Annotated in this window: 21 protein-coding genes and 1 pseudogene; 13 read left to right on the forward strand and 9 right to left on the reverse strand. The window is 56.7% G+C overall.

What is annotated here, in order from left to right; all coding sequences use genetic code 11:
* Window positions 1-5: 5 nt before the first annotated feature.
* From ACR0NN_RS21630 to ACR0NN_RS21640, 3 genes are read left to right on the forward strand one after another with little or no spacing between them, the layout of a single operon-like run.
* The gene (locus tag ACR0NN_RS21630; RefSeq protein WP_170726661.1) at window positions 6-971 is read left to right on the forward strand and encodes an ABC transporter substrate-binding protein; all 966 of its coding nucleotides are present in this window, start codon (window positions 6-8) and stop codon (window positions 969-971) included.
* A 6-nt stretch (window positions 972-977) separates the two neighbouring features.
* Window positions 978-1,727 carry an ABC transporter permease gene (locus tag ACR0NN_RS21635; RefSeq protein WP_170726651.1) on the forward strand — a complete coding sequence of 250 codons (750 nt, stop codon included), beginning with the start codon at window positions 978-980 and terminating at the stop codon, window positions 1,725-1,727.
* On the forward strand, window positions 1,724-2,365 hold the full coding sequence (locus ACR0NN_RS21640; protein WP_170726643.1) for an ATP-binding cassette domain-containing protein: 642 nt from the start codon (window positions 1,724-1,726) through the stop codon (window positions 2,363-2,365). Before ACR0NN_RS21635 ends, ACR0NN_RS21640 begins: the two co-directional genes overlap by 4 nt.
* Here ACR0NN_RS21640 and pqqE read toward each other — a convergent pair.
* From pqqE to ACR0NN_RS21685, 9 genes are all read right to left on the reverse strand, one after another.
* On the reverse strand, window positions 2,323-3,435 hold the full coding sequence (gene pqqE, locus ACR0NN_RS21645) for a pyrroloquinoline quinone biosynthesis protein PqqE (RefSeq protein ID WP_170726639.1): 1,113 nt from the start codon (window positions 3,433-3,435) through the stop codon (window positions 2,323-2,325). The two genes, ACR0NN_RS21640 and pqqE, sit on opposite strands and share 43 nt — an antisense overlap.
* Window positions 3,435-3,707: a pyrroloquinoline quinone biosynthesis peptide chaperone PqqD gene (gene pqqD / locus ACR0NN_RS21650; RefSeq protein WP_480685569.1), complete on the reverse strand. Its 273-nt coding sequence runs from the start codon at window positions 3,705-3,707 to the stop codon at window positions 3,435-3,437. Before pqqD ends, pqqE begins: the two co-directional genes overlap by 1 nt.
* Window positions 3,707-4,456, reverse strand: coding sequence for a pyrroloquinoline-quinone synthase PqqC (gene pqqC / locus ACR0NN_RS21655; RefSeq protein WP_170726627.1), 750 nt, complete (start codon window positions 4,454-4,456; stop codon window positions 3,707-3,709). Before pqqC ends, pqqD begins: the two co-directional genes overlap by 1 nt.
* Window positions 4,453-5,349 carry a pyrroloquinoline quinone biosynthesis protein PqqB gene (gene pqqB, locus ACR0NN_RS21660; RefSeq protein WP_170726623.1) on the reverse strand — a complete coding sequence of 299 codons (897 nt, stop codon included), beginning with the start codon at window positions 5,347-5,349 and terminating at the stop codon, window positions 4,453-4,455. Before pqqB ends, pqqC begins: the two co-directional genes overlap by 4 nt.
* Window positions 5,350-5,372: 23 nt before the next feature.
* Window positions 5,373-5,474: a pyrroloquinoline quinone precursor peptide PqqA gene (gene pqqA, locus ACR0NN_RS21665; protein WP_120634970.1), complete on the reverse strand. Its 102-nt coding sequence runs from the start codon at window positions 5,472-5,474 to the stop codon at window positions 5,373-5,375.
* Window positions 5,475-5,576: 102 nt separating this feature from the next.
* Complete coding sequence (locus tag ACR0NN_RS21670; RefSeq protein WP_170726621.1) at window positions 5,577-6,260, reverse strand: response regulator transcription factor; 684 nt, start codon at window positions 6,258-6,260, stop codon at window positions 5,577-5,579.
* Between the two features lie 9 nt (window positions 6,261-6,269).
* Entirely contained in the window at window positions 6,270-7,871 is a 1,602-nt protein-coding gene (locus ACR0NN_RS21675) for a sensor histidine kinase (protein ID WP_170726619.1), read from the reverse strand.
* Complete coding sequence (locus tag ACR0NN_RS21680) at window positions 7,868-8,659, reverse strand: ABC transporter permease (protein WP_170726616.1); 792 nt, start codon at window positions 8,657-8,659, stop codon at window positions 7,868-7,870. The genes ACR0NN_RS21675 and ACR0NN_RS21680 overlap by 4 nt, the downstream gene beginning before the upstream one ends.
* Window positions 8,656-9,402, reverse strand: a complete 747-nt coding sequence (locus tag ACR0NN_RS21685; RefSeq protein WP_170726614.1) for an ABC transporter ATP-binding protein — start codon at window positions 9,400-9,402, stop codon at window positions 8,656-8,658. Before ACR0NN_RS21685 ends, ACR0NN_RS21680 begins: the two co-directional genes overlap by 4 nt.
* A gap of 180 nt (window positions 9,403-9,582) precedes the next feature.
* Between ACR0NN_RS21685 and ACR0NN_RS21690 the strand changes: the two genes are divergently transcribed.
* The 10 genes and pseudogenes from ACR0NN_RS21690 (at window position 9,583) to ACR0NN_RS21735 (ending at window position 19,120) form a co-directional block, all read left to right on the forward strand.
* Window positions 9,583-10,020: a thiosulfate oxidation carrier protein SoxY gene (locus ACR0NN_RS21690; protein WP_170726602.1), complete on the forward strand. Its 438-nt coding sequence runs from the start codon at window positions 9,583-9,585 to the stop codon at window positions 10,018-10,020.
* A 15-nt stretch (window positions 10,021-10,035) separates the two neighbouring features.
* Window positions 10,036-10,365: a thiosulfate oxidation carrier complex protein SoxZ gene (soxZ, locus tag ACR0NN_RS21695; RefSeq protein WP_170726599.1), complete on the forward strand. Its 330-nt coding sequence runs from the start codon at window positions 10,036-10,038 to the stop codon at window positions 10,363-10,365.
* Window positions 10,366-10,481: 116 nt separating this feature from the next.
* Window positions 10,482-10,754, forward strand: a complete 273-nt coding sequence (locus ACR0NN_RS21700) for a c-type cytochrome (protein WP_480685541.1) — start codon at window positions 10,482-10,484, stop codon at window positions 10,752-10,754.
* Window positions 10,755-10,777: 23 nt separating this feature from the next.
* On the forward strand, window positions 10,778-12,037 hold the full coding sequence (locus tag ACR0NN_RS21705; RefSeq protein ID WP_170726590.1) for an NAD(P)/FAD-dependent oxidoreductase: 1,260 nt from the start codon (window positions 10,778-10,780) through the stop codon (window positions 12,035-12,037).
* A 249-nt stretch (window positions 12,038-12,286) separates the two neighbouring features.
* A pseudogene (locus ACR0NN_RS21710) lies at window positions 12,287-12,936 on the forward strand (IS6 family transposase).
* Window positions 12,937-13,188: 252 nt separating this feature from the next.
* Complete coding sequence (locus ACR0NN_RS21715) at window positions 13,189-14,472, forward strand: amidohydrolase family protein (protein ID WP_170726588.1); 1,284 nt, start codon at window positions 13,189-13,191, stop codon at window positions 14,470-14,472.
* A 34-nt stretch (window positions 14,473-14,506) separates the two neighbouring features.
* Window positions 14,507-15,637 (forward strand): substrate-binding domain-containing protein, encoded by a 1,131-nt coding sequence (locus ACR0NN_RS21720; protein WP_170726585.1) that lies wholly within the window; start codon window positions 14,507-14,509, stop codon window positions 15,635-15,637.
* 56 nt (window positions 15,638-15,693) lie between these two features.
* Window positions 15,694-17,211, forward strand: a complete 1,518-nt coding sequence (locus ACR0NN_RS21725) for a sugar ABC transporter ATP-binding protein (protein WP_170726582.1) — start codon at window positions 15,694-15,696, stop codon at window positions 17,209-17,211.
* A complete protein-coding gene (locus ACR0NN_RS21730; RefSeq protein ID WP_170726579.1) occupies window positions 17,208-18,152 on the forward strand; it encodes an ABC transporter permease in 945 nt (314 codons plus the stop codon). Before ACR0NN_RS21725 ends, ACR0NN_RS21730 begins: the two co-directional genes overlap by 4 nt.
* Window positions 18,149-19,120 (forward strand): ABC transporter permease, encoded by a 972-nt coding sequence (locus ACR0NN_RS21735; RefSeq protein WP_170726578.1) that lies wholly within the window; start codon window positions 18,149-18,151, stop codon window positions 19,118-19,120. The genes ACR0NN_RS21730 and ACR0NN_RS21735 overlap by 4 nt, the downstream gene beginning before the upstream one ends.
* Window positions 19,121-19,131: the final 11 nt, after the last annotated feature.

Consider the following 19,131-nt stretch of genomic DNA (forward strand, 5'->3'; position numbering starts at 1 on the left):
GAGCAATGATCAGACTATTTTCCGCCTGCCTTGCTCTTGCACTCTCAACCGGCGCCTTGGCGGCAGAGACATTGCCGACCATTCGCGCTGCGGTGCTCAAGATCGGAACGGTGAACTGGGAGCTGGAGACCATTCGTCAGAATGGTCTGGATGAAAAACACGGCTTCATCCTTGATGTTAAACCCTTTGCGGACAATGGCGCAACGCGTATCGCGGTCGAAGGTGATGAGGCTGATCTGGCCGTGGCCGACTGGATTTGGGTCGCACGCCAAAGGGCCGCCGGGAAAGACTATGTCTTCATCCCCTATTCCAAGGCTGTGGGAGGGGTGGTCGTGCCCGCCGACAGCCCTGCAACCAGTTTGAAGGATTTGGCAGGCGGCAAGATCGGCATTGCCGGTGGCCCGCTGGATAAATCCTGGCTGATCCTGCGCGCCTATGCAGCGCAGGAATATGGGATGGATTTGAAAGCAGAGACCGAGCAGGTCTTTGGCGCGCCACCCCTGATCTTCAAATCTGCGCTCGGCGGCGATTACGCGGGCGCAATCAACTTCTGGCACTTTCTGGCCAAGATGAAAGCGTCCGGCATGAAAGAACTGATCTCGGTGGAAGAGGCCGGGCAAGCCCTGGGCCTCGACACAAATACGCCACTGTTGGGCTATTACCTGAAAGAGAGCTTTCTGAACGAAAATCCGGACCTTGCGCAAAGCCTGTTCTCTGCCAGCCGTGAGGCTAAGGACCTTTTGGCCAACTCACCCGAGGCGTGGAAGGCGATCAGGCCCCGTATGAGTGCGAGATCTGATGCGCAGTTCGAACGGCTCAAGACTGATTGGATCGCTGGTATTCCGGCTCGCAGCCCGGTGGATGCAGTCGCCGCAAACAAGATGCTGGCACTCATGGCCGAATTGGGTGGCGCAGAGCTTGTGGGTGAAGCGGAAAAAGTGCCTCAAGGTCTGTTTGCTGACGTGGAATAGGGTTTCATGCAAGATTCGCGCCTCATCCCGCTTATGTCCATCGCGGGCCTCGTGGCGCTTTGGATTGTTGCCGCATCGCTGACCGGAGATTCCCAGATTTTGCCGCAGCCATGGGACCTGATCCCCCGGTTCCAGCAGGAGCTTGCTTCCGGAGAATTGCTGCGAAGCCTTGGCGCAACCCTGTTGCGGGTGATCTGGGCGTTTGCGCTGGCGATGACCTTGGGCACGATCATTGGCCTGTCTATGGGGCGGTCAGATGCGTTGAATCGCTGGCTCGACCCCTGGTTGGTGATCTTCCTGAACCTGCCCGCATTGGTTCTGATCGTGCTCTGCTATCTCTGGATCGGGCTGACCGAGGCCGCAGCGATCACGGCGGTGACGCTGAACAAAATCCCCAATGTCGCTACGATCCTCCGCGAAGGGGGCAGGTCCCTAAGCCCCGACCTGGATGCGATGGCGCAGGTCTATCGGATGCCGTGGCAAACGCAACTGCGCCACGTGATCCTGCCACAACTTGCCCCTTTTATCGCGGCGGCTGCGCGTTCGGGTCTCTCGCTGATTTGGAAGATCGTTTTGGTGGTCGAATTTCTGGGCCGTTCATCCGGCGTTGGTTTTCAAATCCATCTGTATTTTCAGCTGTTTGATGTGGCGATGGTGCTGGTCTATGCATTCTCATTCATCGCGGTAATGCTGGTTGTTGAATGGTTAGTTTTGCAGCCATGGGAGCGTAACGCACGACGTTGGAGAGCCGCATGATCCAGATCGACATCCGGCAAAAACGCTTTGGAGATGACGCGGTCCTGGGGCCGATCTCTTTTGACATCGCTGCCGGGGAAACGGTTGCGCTGAGCGGGCCATCGGGCATCGGAAAGACAACGCTGCTGCGAGTGGTGGCGGGGATTGATCCCGACTTTGACGGCCAGATCATGCGCCCAGATCGGCTGGCAATCGTGTTTCAGGAACCCAATTTGCTGCCCTGGCGCTCGGCGTTGGACAATCTGATCCTGATCCATCGTGACCTGTCGCCTGCCGATGCAGAAGCCGCCCTGTCTGACGTTGGGTTGGAGGGAAAAGGAGGGCTGTTTCCCGGCCAATTGTCACTGGGTCAGCAGCGCAGGCTGTCGCTGGCGCGCGCCTTTGCCGGGCAGCCGGAGTTTCTGATTATGGACGAGCCCTTTGTTTCGCTGGACGCGGAAACGGCTGAGACGATGTTGACCCTGACCGAGGCTCTAATCGCGCAGCATCGCCCGGCAACCCTGTTTGTGACCCATTCCAAACCCGAGGCGCAGCGGCTTTCTGACCGGACACTCAGCTTGATTTCTGGTCCGGATGGAGCTGTCTTGGGGGAAGATTACTCTGCAGGTTCAGTCGCCACCCCGGGTGCAACACGGTAGACAAAAGGTGCATCCGCCTTGGCGGCATGTTCGTTTGCCTGATCTTGCAAAGCCTGATGATGGGGGGATTTGATGCAAACCGGATCGGTTGCACTTGCATCCCCGATAACGGCCATAGCCTGACAGCGGCAGCCGCCGAAATCTATGGTTTTACGTTCGCAGCTTTTGCACGGGTCCGACATCCAGTCCGTTCCGCGATAGGCATTGAACGCGCTGCCGTGATACCAGATATCGGAAAGCGACTTGTCCTGGACCTGGTCGAAGGTCAGATGCGGTATCGATTGCGCGGCGTGGCACGGAAGAACCTGACCATCGGGTGCGATGTTCAAGCCAGTGGTGCCCCAGCCGCCCATGCACCGCTTGGGGTAGTCGTCGTGATAATCCGCTGGAACGTAGTCGATGACCAGCTGTCCTTTAAGGTCTTTCCGGGCTTCGGTCACAAGTTTGGTAACCTGCTGCGCCTGCTCTCGCGTGGGCATCAAGGCGTCCCGGTTCTTCAAGGCCCAGCCGTGGAACTGAACTGTCGCAACCTCAATCCGCCGCGCGCCCATCTCTTGCGCCAGTTCCAGCGCGCGCGGCAATTGATGCGCGTTGTGACGGTGTAGGACAAAGTTCAGGGTCAGCGGAAACCCGATCTGTTTGATCCATTCAACCGTTTTCATCTTGCGATCAAATCCACCCCGGTAACCACCTACCTTATCCGCCATCACCGCGTCGGTGCCCTGCAAAGACAGCTGGATATGATCCAACCCGGCCTCATCCAGCGCGTGCAGCCGCCGTTCAGACAAGCCGATCGCCGAGGTGATCAGGTTGGTATAGAGCCCGGCCTCACGCGCGGCTTTGACCAATTCGACAAGATCCCGGCGCGAGGCTGGTTCACCACCCGACAGATGCAGTTGCAAGACGCCAAGCGCGGCCGCTTCTCTGAAAACGCGCGCCCATGTCTTGGTATCCAACTCTCCGTCGATCTTCGCCATTTCGACCGGGTTGGAACAATAGGGGCAGGATAGCGGGCACCGGTGCGTCAGCTCGGCCAGCATGGCAATGGGGGGTGGGGCTTTTGCCTGCATCACATCACATCCAGGAAGCGCCGCGCGCGAAGGGCATCCAGAAAACCCGAACTGTCTTCGACAATCTGCTCTTCCGAGGCGTTGTACTTCTCCGACAAAATCGCCGTGATCTGACCAAAGCTGCGCTGGCCGTCGACCTCATTCAAAATCGCATGCCCAATCTGATCCAAAGTCACAGCCCGTTCAGGGGCCAGCAGAACCCATTTCTCGCGCACGGAATCGTATTGGACGCGAACGCCCCGTGGGAGTGAGGGGACCTCCTGCGCCAGCATCATGACGCCCGCCGCATCAAAAGGCCGATATCTGGCTTCCAAGCGCCGGGAGGGATTCTGGCAGGTTCGACATAGGCCCCCCACAAAGCATCCAGCTGCGACCAGAGGACATCTGTCTTGAATATCAGCGCTTTGGTCGCCGCGTCCTGCTTTTCTGCAGTATCGGCGTGATCCAACACCCACGCCAGACCAAAGGCCACGTCCTTGGGGGCTTCTTTCAGGCGGTTGCGGAAGTAAGACAGGGAACTGTCGTCCGCAAATTCGTAATGCTGAAGCAGGCCTTCGATCCTGTTGGCGTGAATCTTGGGCGCAAAAAGTTCGGTGAGTGAGGCGGCGACCGCCTCCAGCAACGTCTTCTCGCGGACATATCGCACATAAGCATCCACTGCGAATTTGGTGGCAGGCAATACACCCTCGCACGAGGCAACATAGTCAGGGTCTAGCCCGACCGCTTCGGCCAGTCGCAGCCAGCGTCGGATGCCACCTTCGTTGTCGTCTGTGCCGTCGTGGTCCTCGATCCGCGACCGCCAGGCTCGGCGTAGCGCTGGATCCTCGACGCGGGACATGAAAGCCGCATCTTTCATCGGGATGGAGTGCTGATAATAATAGCGGTTGATCACCCAGGCGCGCACCTCATCCGGTGTGCATTGACCGCCATGCAGACGATAATGGAACGGATGCAGGTCATGATATCGCTCAGCTCCGATCTGGCGCAGCCGGGCTTCGAATTCTTCGCGGCTTTGGGTCATAGCGTGATCTCCATTCCATCCTGGCCTATCGTCCAGCCTTTGGCCTGCGCAATTGCGTTCTCGTTGCTATCGGGGCGCAGAACCGGATTGGTGTTGTTCATATGGACGAAGACTTTCCGTCCGATCTGCATATCCGCGAAACTGGCGATCGAGCCATCGGGGCCGTCCATCGACATATGCCCCATGCGCTTGCCCGTTTTCTGGCCCAGCCCGGCACGTACCATCTCATCATCCTGCCAGAGCGTGCCGTCGAAAAACAGAAGGTCGGCCCCGTCAAGCCGCGTGCGCAACTCGGGCGTCAAAGCTGCGCAGCCCGGGATATAATAGGCCGTCTTGCCTTGTGCGCTCAGCGCCACCCCAACGGTTTGTTCGCCCACCAGATCGGTCTGAACATGTTCGCCTTCCAAATAAAGCGGCACTTTTCCGGGGACAGGGAACAACGTGGCCTCCAGACCCGAGACCAGCTCAAAAGGCTCATTCAAAGAGATCGGTGCACGTTTCACGACCGAAGCGTTCAGGGCATCGAAAATCGGGTTATCCGCAACAACCCCGTGAATGCTAGGGGTCGCGAACAGCGTAAAAGGCTGCATCTCGCGCAATGTGAGCAGACCCGCTACATGGTCGATATCGCCATTTGTTACCAGAACCGATTGAATTGGTATCTCTCGCAACCCTGTCGGAAACAGGTGAGGCGTATTGCCCAGCTGCATTCGAATATCCGGTGAGGCGTTCAGAATGGCCCAATTCCGGCCATCGGGCGACACGGCAAGCGACGATTGCGTTTGCGCGGGGATCACTCCATTTCGTGCCAGATTACAGTTTTCACATCCGCAGTTCCATTGCGGAAGGCCGCCGCCAGCAGCGGCCCCAAGTATTATTGCGCGCAACGTCATCTAGTGTTGGCGCTTGCGGCTGATCAGATCAGGCCGCCACCGCGCTCGTCATCATGATCGGGGCCGTACATGTTGATTTCCATGCCGCACTCGATTTCGCGGATAACAGGTTTGTTCCAAGCCATATCGGGGTCCTCCTCCTAAGATTTGCTTGCAATCAATGTGGCAGGTCTCATGCGCCTGTGCGACTCTTAATTCATAAGAAAGATTTAGACTTTGGTCGGTACTCAGGCTTCATCCGATAGCGGCGCGACTCCTTGAAGGCAAAAGCCCTGATTGCGTATGGTTTTGATTTCAAATCCAAAATCATCGGAACCAAGCTTCTTCCTCAGATACCCGATATAGACATCGACCACATTTTCGTTACTGGACCCTTCCTGTGACCACAGCGTGTCAAACAGCTCGCCGCGCGAGATGGGCGAGCCTGCTTTGCTGTTCAGCAGCATGAGCAGATCGAACTCGCGCTCGGTCAGGGCAACGCTGGTTTCCCAGTTGGCAACGGTTCTGTCCTGTGCCGATATCCGCGCGGGATTGGGGCGTTGCGACAGGACACGTTGTTCCTGCACCTGCAACCGGGCGACCAGTTCGTCAAAGCTGAAAGGCTTCACCACGTAATCATCGGCCCCGGCTTCAAGCCCCGCGGTGCGATGATCGACGTCGGACAGGGCTGACAGCATCAGTATCGGTATCGCCACCCCGGCCAGACGCGCGGCCCGGACCAGTTCAACACCGCTGTCCGCCCCCAGCATGACATCCACAATCGCGCCCGAAAATGCGCCGCTTTTCAGCCGCTCTAACCCCTGATCGGCGCGATTTTCCGCTTCGGCAGAATAACCATGCAGTGACAGGCCCCGGACAAGGGCCGAGGTGATTTTGGGATCGTCGTCTATGATCAGCAATCTGGGGGCCATGAGGATACTCTAAGCCTCTGCCAGCGGTAATCGAATGCAGACATTTGTACCGGCATTGGCACCCAACGCTGTGTGACGCGGGACCGGGCTGATAGTTGAGATAGTGCCGCCATGGGCTTCGACCACCCACCGGGCCAGCGCCAGCCCCACACCAAACCCCTGACTGTTTGTCGCCCCGCCCTGAACAAACCGTTCAAAGATCTGGCTCTGATCGTTCTTAGAAATGCCCGGGCCATTATCCGTCAGCTCTATCTGAACGACCTCTTCCATGACATGGCTCGAAATGGACAACGCCTTACCGTCGCGCGCATGTCGGATCGCGTTGCGCAACAGGCTAAGCAGGACCTGACGAATCCAGTTCGGATCGCACTGCACCGCACAATCCGGAAACTCGTCTGTTTCGAGCTGCATATTGGCGTTGTCGGCCTCAGGCCGGATGTCATTCACAACTGTCTGCATCAGGTCTTGCAGCGCAATGCTGGCCGGTTCCAGCGCAAGCTCCCCGGTTTCAGATCGCGCGACACGCAGCAAATCGTCAATCCGCTGGTTCAGTTTTGCGGCGCTGTTTTCAATCGAGGCCAACGCCTCGGGCGCGGTCTGACTGTCCCTCTGACCAATCTGGGATTCCATCATGATGACCGTTAAAGGCGTGCGCAGTTCGTGGCTGATATCCGCGAAGAAACGACGCCGGTTATCATCAATCTTGGACAGAGTTTCATTTGCCGCACTCAGCTCCCGCGTTCGCTGGGCGATGGTCTCGTTCAACCGGGCCCATTCTGCCTCAACCTCATCCTGACGGTGTTTCAGCGCCGCCGCCATACGGTTGGTTTCACCATATAGCTGGCCGATTTCATCATTGCGGGTTGCTGGCAGAGAAATGGCAAACTCGGATTTGCCAACCTGAACCGCTGCTTTGCGCAACCGATCCAGCCGCGAAAACTGCGGTCGTACCAGACCGAAGTAGAACCAGGCCGTGCTGAGCAAGGCAAACAGGGCAAGCGCAAGTGCAACCCAAGTCAAAGTGAGACGGGTCTTTTCGATCCCGGCCAAAATGGCATTGCGAAACAGAACCTCAGTGTTCACGGCCTGGCTGAGCAAGGGATCAAAGGCGGTGGCAAACGAGTCGATATGGGCGCGCAACCGCGCCTGATCGGCGTCGGCATCTGCAAGCCCGTCCAGCGTGTTGGCCAGCAGTGCCTCCATCCTGGCCAGACCCAGGGATTGCGTGCCGTATCGGGATTGCTCATCCAACCCAAGGGATTGAACGGCGGCAACGGCCTCCTCTACATCAGACCGAAGTTGTAGAAACGTGGTCCCGATTTGGTCCCGGATCGGAGACAGGCGATCAATTCGGATTTCGACGGATTGGCTGGTCTGAACCGATTCGGTTGCGATGACAAGAAAGGTAGCGGCTTGGGTCGAGAGGGCGGCATAGCGCGCCATGCGAGTCTCGGAAGCCAGCGCCGTTTCCAAGCGGCTGGCGACCGTTTGCATCCCGAAATACAGGATAGCTGCTGTCAAAAGGGTGCCTGATCCAAGCACAACCGCACCAAGGCCCAGACGGGTTTTCAGCAGCAGGCTGCGCCTTGTTGGTTGTGACTCGGCCGTCATGATTTCCGCTTCATTAGGCCACGGGCCGGGTCATATCCCCAAACGGCGATTGTGCACAGAACCGCAGTCGACGCCAGAACCCACAGCAAGGCCCCCCAGTTGATCTGCAGGTAAAGCAGAAACCGGATCAGTTCGACCACATGCGTGAATGGGTTGAGCGCGCAGATATCGCGCAGCAAGGGGGAGCTTTCGGCCATTTTCCACAGCGGATAGAGCGCGGAGGACAAAAAGAACATTGGGAAGATGACAAAGTTCATCACACCGGCAAAGTTCTCTAGCTGTTTGATGAAACTGGACAACACCAGCCCCAGCGCGCCCAGCATCAGACCGCCCAGAATCAGCCCCGGTAGAACCGCAACATAACCGGGCAGGGGCAGGACAATCCCGAACAGCGCTGCCAGTGCCAGAAACGTATAGACCTGCAGGATTGAGATCGCCGTTGAACCCAACAGGCGGCAGAACAACAGCCACCAACGCGGAAAAGAACTGGTCAGCAGCAAGCGCATCGAGCCCATTTCGCGGTCATAGACAAGACTGAGAGAGCTTTGCATCCCGTTGAACAGCAGAACCATCGCGCAAAGACCCGGAACGATATAGGTCTCGTACGTGATGTAGGTCTGATAGGGCGGGATGATCGACAGGCCGAGAGCGGCGCGGAAGCCTGCCGCAAAGATCAAAAGCCACACCATCGGACGAACCAAGGCAGCGAGAAAGCGTTCGCGCTGATGGATGAAACGCAGAAACTCGCGCCCGATGATGGCGCGTGCGACGCCCCAGAAACCGCTCATGCCGGGACCTCGGTCCGGGACAGAAACCAATCGGACAGGGTTTGATCCCCGCGCAGGTTACCGGTTTGTCCGCTGGCAAGGATCTGACCGCGATGCAGCACCAGCAATTGATCATCGTCGCGCACTTCATCGGTCAGGTGCGTGGCCCACAAGACGCAAAGACCTTGCGCCGCAAGATCATGAACATGGTCGGTGATCGAGTGCCGTGCTGCCGCATCGAGCCCGACGGTCGGTTCATCCAGTAGCAACACCGAAGGGTCATGCAGCAACGCGCGGGCCAGTTCCATGCGGCGGCGATGTCCGCCGTTCAGATCGCGCACGCGTTCACCTGCGCGCTCTCGCATGTTCAGCCGGTCCAGCGCTGCGTCGATACGGGCGGAAACTTCTGATCTGGGTAGCCCATGCAACGCGGCGAAATAGGTCATGTTCTGGCGCACTGTCAGGCCCAGGTCCAGGGTTGGTTGCTGAAAGACCACGCCCAGTTTTGCCAGTGCATTGCGTGGAGCCTGACGCAGGTTATAGCCCGCAACGCTGATTTCACCGTCGGGTGCCACGAGCAATCGGGTCAGCAGAGACACCAGCGTCGATTTCCCGGCCCCGTTTGGCCCAAGAAGGGCACAGAACGTGCCCGTCGCCACGTCGAATGAGACAGCCTCTAACGCCGTCTTAGCACCATAGTGAAAGCTCAGCTCGCGGACAGCGAGACCGGGGCTGGCTCTCGCCGAGGGCAGCGTGTCTGACATTCTTCCTCCGTCCGCAGATGCGGGTCTCGACGGCAGCTTGCAACGTCGGGTTGCGTTTCTCAACCTTGCAGTTTGAGGCGCGACCGCGACTTAAGTATGCGCAGGCTCACGGATTTGTTATGTATCCGAACGGCAATGGCACAGGTAACATCGGTGCCAGTCCAATGAGAAAGGGCCGCAATGTCCTTAAAACGGCGCGATGCACTGCAGGTGAGCCTTGGGGCCTTGATGTGCCTTGCCTTGCCGGTGCGCGCCCAGGATTTGGTGGCTTTGCCAAACGTAACCACGCTTGAGGAACTGATTGCCGGTTTTGCCGGTGAGGCCCCGATAGACAACGGTGATGTCTCCATAGATATGGAACCCATTGCCGAGGACGGCTATCGCGTGCCGGTGACCATCAACGCGCCTGACACGGAAGAGGTCATGCTGATAGCACCCGGCAACCCGGTTTTGCCGGTTCTCAGGGCGCGGTTTGGGCCTTTGGCTGCGGCGCAATCCATTTCGACACGTATGCGTCTGGGGCAATCGCAAGAGGTTCTGGCCTTGGCGCGTTTGCCAGGTGGCGGCGTGCGCCGGGGCGCGCGGACTGTCTCGGTGGTTGTCGGCGGGTGTGCGTGATGGGGGAGTTTTGAGATGGCCACAGGAGTCAAAACCCGCGTCAAGCTGCCAAAAGAGGCCCGCGCAGGAGATGTGATAACGATCAAGACCCTGATTACCCACCGCATGGAATCCGGCCAGCGCCTTGATCTCGATGGTCAACCCATCTCCCGGTCGATCATTCACCGCTTTCTGTGTGAATTCGAAGGCGAGCTGGTCATTGATCTCGAACTCGGACCCGGTATTTCAACAAACCCGTTTTTCGAGTTTCAGGCGATTGTCCCGGGCCCGGGTGTATTTACCTTCAGTTGGTTTGATGATGACGGCGCAATCTATACCGACAGCCGCGCGATCTCGGTCATATGAAGATGCCGACGAAAGTTGCGGTTCTGATTGCGCACAGAATTTGCAAGCGTGGGATGCTTAACAGCCGTGCAACTAAGTTGAGGAAGGCTGCTTTGACTGCTTGCGCCTGTTTCGGCGTGTCGCCGGGTACCGCGCTTCAGGCAGGCACTGAAGAGGGAGATGTCGAGCTGGGTGAGTATCTGTCTGCGGAGTGCGTGACCTGCCATCAGTCGAATGCCGACACCAAAGGTATTCCGCAGATCGTCGGGCTTGATACGGAAGCCTTTGTTGATGCCATGCTGGCCTATAAGACCAAACAGCGTGAGCATCCAATCATGCAGATGATGGCCGGGCGTCTGAACGACGAGGAAATAGCAGCATTAGCGGCGTATTTTTACTCGCTTAAGTGATATCGCTACGGGGAGGGACGCAGATGACATGGAATAGACGCAAGTTTCTGGGTGCCGCGACAGGTGTTCTGTCAGCGCCGACAGTGTTGGCGCAAGGCACTGGGAAACCTCGTGTTGTCGTGATCGGCGGCGGGGCAGGCGGAGCCACGGCTGCCCGGTATATCGCGAAGGACAGCGAGGGGGCGATTGATGTCTCTCTGGTCGAACCATCTCAGGTTTATTTCAGCTGCTTCTTTTCGAACCTTTATATCGGTGGCCTGAAATCGATCGAGGAAATTGGGCACACCTATGGGGCGCTTGCCGCAAAATACGGCATCAACGTTATCCATGACTGGGCCATTTCGGTTGATCGGGCAGATAACACCGTGACTCTGGCCGGAGGCGAAGTTCTGCCTTATGACAAACTGATCCTGGCCCCGGGCATTGATTTTGTCGAAGGGTCCGTTCCCGGCTGGACCCTGTCAGCGCAGAACAAAATGCCCCACGCCTATGAGGCCGGATCTCAGTCCCAGCTTTTGCGTGCGCAGATCGAAAACATGCCCGAAGGTGGGGTATATGCGATGGTAGCGCCGCCAAATCCCTATCGCTGCCCACCGGGGCCTTATGAACGCATTTCCATGGTGGCGCATGTTCTGAAGACCACCAACCCGACCGCCAAAATTGTCATCGCTGACCCAAAACCGAAATTCTCAAAAATGGCGCTGTTTGAAGAAGGCTGGGCTACGCATTATCCGGGTATGATCGACTGGATCGGCGAAGATTTTGGCGGCGGAGAGGTCTCGGTTAACCCGGATCAAATGACGCTGACGATTGATGGTGAGGAAATGGTTGTAGATGTCTGCAACGTCATTCCTGCAATGAAAGCCGGACGGATCGCCGAGCTTGCAGGTGTAACAGATGGCCGTTGGGCACCGGTGAACTCTGCTGACATGTCCTCAAAAACCGACCCGGATGTCTATGTATTGGGCGATGCCAGCCAGCAGGGTGACATGCCAAAATCCGGTTTTTCCGCCAATTCGCAGGCCAAGGTCTGCGCCAACGCTGTGCGCGGTGCGTTAACCGGATCACGTATATTCCCCCCGAGATATGCAAATACCTGCTGGTCTTTGATCGCTGTGAACGATGGCGTGAAAGTTGGGGCAACGTATGAAGCAACAGAAGAAAAAATCGCTCGCGTTGATGGCTTTATCAGTCAGGTCGGCGAAAACACTGCGCTGCGCAAGACAACATATGAAGAATCTGAGAATTGGTACTCTGCGATTTCTGCCGATATGTTTCAGTAGGGACCGGTTGTGAGCTTACGCAACAAAGTCGGAAACACACTCGCGTAAATCCAAGTTCAAAGTTTACAGTTTAGCCAGAAAAGCAGACAGCAGACATATACATTGACAACCACGTGGGCGTCGGAACACAGAAAAGGTGGATCACCTTTCTGAGAAAGCCGAAGGGTTCTGTTGCAAAGTTTTGACCATTGACGGTCATAGATGTAGCGAGCGAATAATTCGCTCTAATTTATGGTCGAAAGCTAGTTCATGATCTCTTTCAAAGGCGCACAATATCCAAAGGACGTCATCCTGTTTGCGGTCTTCTTCTATCTTCGGTATGGCGTTTCATATCGTGATCTGGAAGAATTTATGCATGAGCGAGGCGTCGCGGTGGACCACACTACGCTGAACCGCTGGGTGTCACGGTATGCAGGCGCAATCGCTGAAGCAGCGCGTCACCGTAAGGGTCCGAGCGACCGCTCTTGGAGAATGAATGAAACGTACATCAAAGTGAAAGGCACGTGAGTCTATCTCTATCGCGCTGTCGATAAACACGGCAAAACAAGCCAGCCGCCACAAAGTTCTTTGCCCGGATGCTTGAGGTCAGCGGCTTACCGCGAAAGATGGTTATCGACAGAAGCGGGGTGAACACTGCTGGCATCAAGGCGATCAACAAAATGCTCAGAGGCTTTGGTTGCCCCATCCTGATAGAGATGGTCAGGCAGAAATATCTGAACAACATCGTAGAACAAGACCATCGTTTCATCAAAAGGCGAACACGCCCGATGCTCGGCTTCAAGTCCTTTGCATCTGCATCCGCAACTCTTGCAGGAATCGAAGTGTCGCACATGATCCGTAAAGGTCAGTTCACGCCTGGAATCTGTCCGTTCCGTCAATTTTCGGAATTGGCTGCTTAACCCGCAGGGGCAGCGCGGTACCTGCACTCAGCAAGAAACTTTGCAACAGAACCCGCGACCTGTCCGATTAGCACTAGTGGAACTACCCAAACAGTTCATTGTTCAATTAAATACTTAGAATTAGATAAACCTATATATTGGCATAGTCCAAGATACGGGATTCATTCCGTGAATCGCGCGATAATTTGATGTGAATCTAATGCATCTTCTCCAGCATCACCGCGACGAATGTATGTGCTCTGGGAGGAGAGAATGTCACAAATCACCATTACAGGTGCAAAGATCTGGGACGGCGTATCGGATGAAAGCTTTCCGGGTGCTGTCACAATATCCGGCAACAAGATTACATCCGTCACAAAAGGAGAGAGCAATCCTTCTGAGGTAACGGGCGAAGTGATTGACGGCACCGGCCATACTTTGATGCCAGGTATGGTTGAGGGCCACTGCCATCCCAGCTTCACCGGTGTCGGTGAGCCGTTCGAGCTTGGCCAGCTGTGTCCCGAGCAGCACATGTTGTTGACCGCACAGAACCTGCGACTGCTGCTGAGCCACGGCTTTACCTCAATCTTCGAAGCGGCATCCGCCAAGCCGATGCTGGGTGTGACCGCGCGCGATGCCATCAACGAAGGTATGTTGGATGGGCCGCGGATGCGGGCCTCAAGCCCGGAAATCACGACCACCGCTGGCTTGGGTGATGAGCGTAAGCGGCATATTTATCAAGAAAGCTTTGGTCTGGTTGCCGATGGTCCGATCGAGATGCGGCGCGTGGCGCGAGAATGTGTACGCGACAATGTCGACAACATGAAGATCAACATTTCGGGTGATGAGTTTGTTTCGTTTGCCCGCGCTGAAATCACGCCGCTTGAAGACGATGAGCTGGCGGCCTTCATGGCCGTTGCCAGGAAGTACGGTAAAACCGTTGCCGCCCATGCCCGGTCATCGGAATCCGTGAAAATGGCGGTGCGCCACGGTGTCGATTGCATCTACCACTGCGATTTCGCTGATGAAGAAGCGCTGGATATGCTGGAAGAGGCCAAAGACCGTGTGATCCTAGGGCCAGCCTTCGGACTGGTCCACAACGCCACCCGTGAAGGGGAAGTGGTCGGGATCACCCCAGAAGTCGCGGAGGAGCTGAACCTCTTTCGAAAATTCGATGCCACCTGCGCGACATATCATGAAATCCGCAAACGCGGGCTGCGTGTTGCCGTGGGCGGTGACTATGGGTTTGCGGTGACACCGATGGGTCAGAACGCCCGCGATCTCGAACATTTTGTGCGTTACTTTGGCTATTCACCTGTCGAAGCTCTGCGATGTGCCACAACAGTTGGTGCGCAGCTGATGCAGATGGAAGACGAGATCGGCCAGGTCAAAGAAGGCTTTTTGGCTGATCTGTTGCTGGTCAAGGGCGATGTCACGCAGGACGTCAGCCTGGTTCAGCATCAGGACAATCTTTCGATGATCATGAAGGACGGGGTGATGTTCAAGGATCCCCGCACCGGGATCAACGCAGGCGGGCTGATCCGCGCTGCCGAGTAATCAAAAACAATCCAATACGCCAGGGAGGAAACTTATGCGTATGATTAAAACCGCGGCGGCTGCCGTGACTCTGGGGCTGTTTGCCGGTTCGGCAATGGCCGACGGATATCAGGGCGTGCCACGAACCTTTCTGTGGAACCCGGGTGCCACTGAAATTCATGATGCATCTGAACATAAGAAAGAAGGGCCATACACAATCGGCTTTTCGAACGCTTCGATCTCGAACCCGTGGCGTGTGGCAATGCTGCATGGCATCGAGGCAGCAGCAGAGCGCAATGCCGACAAGCTGAGCCGGTTCATCATCACAGATGCAAATGACGACCCCAGCAAACAGGCTGCGGACGTGCAGGACCTGATTGCGCAGGGTGTCGACATCCTGCTGATCTCACCTGCAACGGCCGAGGCCATGGATCCGGTTATTCGCCGCGCTAAGCGGCAGGGTATTCCGGTGGTTCTGGTCGACCGCTCGGTTCCATCCAAGGAAAATTTCATCAGCTTTGTAACAGCGTCGGACCAGGCGTTGGGCCGTATCTCGGCCCAATGGCTGGCGGAAAAGCTGGGCGGCAAAGGTAAGGTTGTGATGCTTGGCGGTCTCGCCGGTGCGTCACCCGCCGAAGCGCGCATCGAAGCCGCAATGGAAGTGTTCAACCAATTCCCGGAACTGGAAGTGCTGGAAACGCAATACACCAGCTGGTCGCCTGCGAACGGCAAAACGATCATGTCTGCGCTGATCCAGAAATACGGTGATGACATTTCGGGTGTATGGGCGGATTCCGGTCTGCAGGGTTCAGGCTCAATCGAAGCTTTCCTTGCGGCGGGATACGAAGCCGGAACAATCCCGCCTCATACCGGCGGCGACTTCAACGCAATGTATCAACTGTCGGTCAACAATGACGTGCCGATGATCGGGATCGATTACCCGCCTGCAATGGGCGCACGCGCCTTCGAAGTTCTGTTCGACGTGCTTGATGGCAAAGGCATTCCGAAGCGGATCGAAGTGAACCAGCAGGTTGTTGTCTCGGAGGGGCATGAGACACCTTCGGTTCAGGCCGACGTCTATGTTGCGGATTATGCGCTGATGGACAAGCCCGGTTCGGTCATCATGTCTTCGGGCGTGGGTGCCGACTATGACCCGGCGACGTTCTCGGCAGTTTATCCGAAATAACAACTGGTTGAGGCGGCTATTACTGGCCGCCTCGCTACTCCGGGGGAGGAGACACAATGGCACAGCCATATCTGGCCGCGCGTGGCCTCAGCAAATCTTTTGGGCCGAATGAAGTGCTCAAAGGGATCGAATTCGAAGTCCATGGCCATCATGCCGTTGCGCTGTGTGGCGAGAACGGTGCCGGAAAGTCGACCCTGATCAAATTGTTGACCGGCCTCTACACACCGACCGGAGGATATGTGGAATTCGAAGGGCAAGAAGCTGGATGGTCAGACCCACGCCAGAGCCTTGCCGCCGGGATCGCAGTTGTTCACCAGGAGTTTTCGGTGTTAGGAGCCCTGTCGATTGCGGAAAACATCTTTCTCGGGGCAGAACCTCGCACACGGTTTGGCCTGATCGACCGTAAAGCACTGAAGCAAAACGCACAGGCTTTGTTGGACGATCTTGGCATCTCGCTTAACCCCGACGATTTGGTTGAGACCTTGTCTGTGGCAGACAAGCAGATGGTTGAAATTGCCAAGGCATTGCGGGTCGAAGCCAAAGTTCTCATCCTGGATGAACCCACCGCTGTTCTGAGCCAGAATGAGACCAGGCACCTGTTTCGGATCATTGAAGGACTGCGCGAGCGCGGTATGGGGCTTGTTTACGTATCTCATCGGCTGGATGAGATATTCGAGATTTGCACAGACATCACTGTGATCAAGGATGGTGTCGTAACCTCAAAAGGGCCGACCAATGATTACACCCATGACAGCGTCATTGCCGCGATGGTCGGTCGTGAACTGGGTGATCTGTTCCCCCCGAAAGCGGACGATCCGCTTGCGGGTGAAAAGGTGCTGGAGGTCGAAAACCTCCAAGTCGCCCCTGACCTTCCGCCAATCAATCTGAACGTTCACGCTGGTGAGATTGTGGGATTGGCGGGTTTGGTCGGATCGGGCCGGACTGAACTGGCGCTGGCGCTTTACGGCGCTGCACCATCGACAGGGGATGTTAAGCTGATGGGCGAGCTGATGCCTCACCGGGACCCTGCCGGTTGCATCGAGGCTGGGATTCTCATGCTGACGGAGTCCCGAAAGGACGATGGTCTGTTCCTCAATTCTTCGGTTGCGCGGAATTTTTCCGCCACTACCCCGGGCTTTGGTGTGCATCACAACGCGATCCCGCCGGGCCACGAGGAACAGCGCGCTGCGGTGCTCAAAGAGCGTCGAGGCGTGGTTGTTGATCACGTGGGGCTGCCGATTTCGGCCTTGTCAGGTGGCAACCAGCAGAAGGTCTTGATTGCACGCCTTCTGGAGAACCGGCCCAAGCTGCTGATCCTAGATGAGCCGACGCGCGGTGTCGATGTTGGTGCAAAATCAGAGATTTACAAGACGCTGCGCGAACTAGCGGATGAAGGAATGGCTCTGCTTATGATCTCGTCCGAATTGATTGAGATCGTTGGCCTGTGCGACCGCGTCTTTGTGATGCGCGACGGAGAATTGGCCAAGGAACTGACAGGCAACGAGATCACCGAGGAAGCGATCATCACGGTTGCTGCTGCTGAAACGTCTACCCATCACGGAGTCGCCGCATGAGCACGATTGCCCGCGCCACACGCGCCCAGCCCGTTCATCTGGTCGTTGTCGCTCTGATCGCGATCGTCTTTGTGATCGGCATCTCGACCTCGGACCGGTTTGCCAGCCTGCTCAACATGGCCAACGTACAAGACCAAATGGTTGCTCTGGCCATTGTTGCACTGGCGCAGACCATAGTGATCCTGTCCGGGGGTATTGACCTTAGCTATGCAGGCGCGCTGAGTTTTCTATGCGTGGTCTTCGCAGCTCTTGCCGGGGATTCAACTGGATCGCTTTTGCTTGCGATGGCCGCAGTTGTCGCGCTTGGCATCTTCATTGGGATGATCAACGGGGCGGTGACGGCCTATGTCGGCGTGCACCCGCTGATTACGACGCTTGGGACCTCGACAATCCTTGCCGGGGCCGCCTTGCTGATCACACGGCAGCCGTCCGGGTCAGTGCCGTTGTTCTTCGAGGATTTTACCTATGGTCGTCTGGGCGTGATGCCCTACGGCATGATGTTCGTGGTCGTCCTGTATCTATTGATCGGATTCATGCTGTGGCGCACAACTTTCGGCACCCGTATCTATGCCATCGGCGATAATGAGACCGCCTCGGCTGTGTCCGGTTTGCCGGTGAAACAGACCAAAGTTGCGATCTATGCACTTTCGGGCCTGCTATGTGCCGTTGCTGCGATGTACATGACCGGACGTTTTGGCGTGGGTGACCCGCGCGCAGGTGTCGGGTTCGACCTGCGGTCGATCACTCCGGTGATCGTTGGCGGCACATTGCTTGCCGGTGGAAAAGGTGGGGTGCTGGGGACAGCTCTTGCCGTGATCCTGCTGGCGCTTTTGGCGAATGTTCTGAACTTTATGAACATCTCAAGCTATTACCAATGGATCGCCGAAGGGCTGATCATCATTGCTGCCGTTTCAGTCTTTGCAGGGAAGGGCAAGTCATGACCGCGACCACCACAAACCCCGCGCAAGTCAAACCCAACCGCGCAACCGTACGCGCCGCGCAACGGCGAGAGCTTTTGATCCTGCTGGGTTTCCTGGCGGTGATCTGGGCTGTAACAACGGCGCTTTCGCCGCGTTTTCTGACGCCTGCGAACCTTAAGGATATCCTGATCCAGGCGGCACCGCTTGGGTTCGTCGTGATTGGTCAGATGATCGTTATCATCGTTCGGGGGCTTGATCTGTCCGTCGCATCGATCATGGCGACGGTTGCTGTCCTATCCACCTCACTTATCGACTCGACGCCAATAATATTCATTGTTGGCTTGCTGCTGGGTGCGTTTATTGGGGCCATCAACGGATATCTGGTCGCCTATCGAAAGGTGACGCCATTTCTGGCAACGCTTGCGACAATGATCGTGCTGCAGGGCGTTCGGTTTGCCTATACAAAAGGTGCACCAGGGGGCACTTTGCCGGAAACATTCCGCTGGCTGGCCACGGGTGATATCCTTGGGATACCCGTAGCCGTAATCGCGCTGATTATTGTCGGCATCGGCATGCATTGGCTGTTGGAGCGGACTGTATTCGGGCGTCGGCTGAAGCTTTACGGCGACAGCCCCGAGGCCGCCTATATGACCGGAGCACCGACGAAATTTCTGGTTGTCATGGCCTTTGTGATTTCGGGCGTACTGGCCGCAATCGCGGGGTTGTTCCTAGTGGGTTACGTCGGGATCGTCGATAACTGGACCGGGCGCGGCTATGAACTGGATAGCATCGCCGCCGCAGTGATTGGCGGCGCGGCATTGTCAGGCGGCAAAGGATCTGTGCCTGGCGTTTTGCTGGCCGCGCTGATCCTGGTATCGCTGTTCAACATCGTAGTTATTCTGGGCCTCTCGATCGAGTTGCAATTGGTGATCAAGGGAACGCTTATTATCCTTGCTGCTGCCGTTTACATGAAGCGGTCGCAGAACTGATCAGAAAGACA

Source organism: Ruegeria sp. BA2 (assembly GCF_056539605.1).

Coding starts and splice junctions, on each gene's coding strand:
- ACR0NN_RS21670 (WP_170726621.1), bottom strand. CDS start 6,260: ATGGCCCCCAGATTGCTGATCATAGACGACGATCCCAAAATCACCTCG.
- ACR0NN_RS21705 (WP_170726590.1), top strand. CDS start 10,778: ATGACATGGAATAGACGCAAGTTTCTGGGTGCCGCGACAGGTGTTCTG.
- ACR0NN_RS21685 (WP_170726614.1), bottom strand. CDS start 9,402: ATGTCAGACACGCTGCCCTCGGCGAGAGCCAGCCCCGGTCTCGCTGTC.
- ACR0NN_RS21630 (WP_170726661.1), top strand. CDS start 6: ATGATCAGACTATTTTCCGCCTGCCTTGCTCTTGCACTCTCAACCGGC.
- ACR0NN_RS21635 (WP_170726651.1), top strand. CDS start 978: ATGCAAGATTCGCGCCTCATCCCGCTTATGTCCATCGCGGGCCTCGTG.
- pqqA (WP_120634970.1), bottom strand. CDS start 5,474: ATGGCTTGGAACAAACCTGTTATCCGCGAAATCGAGTGCGGCATGGAA.
- ACR0NN_RS21725 (WP_170726582.1), top strand. CDS start 15,694: ATGGCACAGCCATATCTGGCCGCGCGTGGCCTCAGCAAATCTTTTGGG.
- pqqD (WP_480685569.1), bottom strand. CDS start 3,707: ATGCTGGCGCAGGAGGTCCCCTCACTCCCACGGGGCGTTCGCGTCCAA.
- ACR0NN_RS21730 (WP_170726579.1), top strand. CDS start 17,208: ATGAGCACGATTGCCCGCGCCACACGCGCCCAGCCCGTTCATCTGGTC.
- pqqB (WP_170726623.1), bottom strand. CDS start 5,349: ATGACGTTGCGCGCAATAATACTTGGGGCCGCTGCTGGCGGCGGCCTT.
- ACR0NN_RS21680 (WP_170726616.1), bottom strand. CDS start 8,659: ATGAGCGGTTTCTGGGGCGTCGCACGCGCCATCATCGGGCGCGAGTTT.
- ACR0NN_RS21720 (WP_170726585.1), top strand. CDS start 14,507: ATGCGTATGATTAAAACCGCGGCGGCTGCCGTGACTCTGGGGCTGTTT.
- ACR0NN_RS21715 (WP_170726588.1), top strand. CDS start 13,189: ATGTCACAAATCACCATTACAGGTGCAAAGATCTGGGACGGCGTATCG.
- pqqC (WP_170726627.1), bottom strand. CDS start 4,456: ATGACCCAAAGCCGCGAAGAATTCGAAGCCCGGCTGCGCCAGATCGGA.
- ACR0NN_RS21640 (WP_170726643.1), top strand. CDS start 1,724: ATGATCCAGATCGACATCCGGCAAAAACGCTTTGGAGATGACGCGGTC.
- ACR0NN_RS21735 (WP_170726578.1), top strand. CDS start 18,149: ATGACCGCGACCACCACAAACCCCGCGCAAGTCAAACCCAACCGCGCA.
- ACR0NN_RS21675 (WP_170726619.1), bottom strand. CDS start 7,871: ATGACGGCCGAGTCACAACCAACAAGGCGCAGCCTGCTGCTGAAAACC.
- ACR0NN_RS21690 (WP_170726602.1), top strand. CDS start 9,583: ATGTCCTTAAAACGGCGCGATGCACTGCAGGTGAGCCTTGGGGCCTTG.
- pqqE (WP_170726639.1), bottom strand. CDS start 3,435: ATGCAGGCAAAAGCCCCACCCCCCATTGCCATGCTGGCCGAGCTGACG.
- soxZ (WP_170726599.1), top strand. CDS start 10,036: ATGGCCACAGGAGTCAAAACCCGCGTCAAGCTGCCAAAAGAGGCCCGC.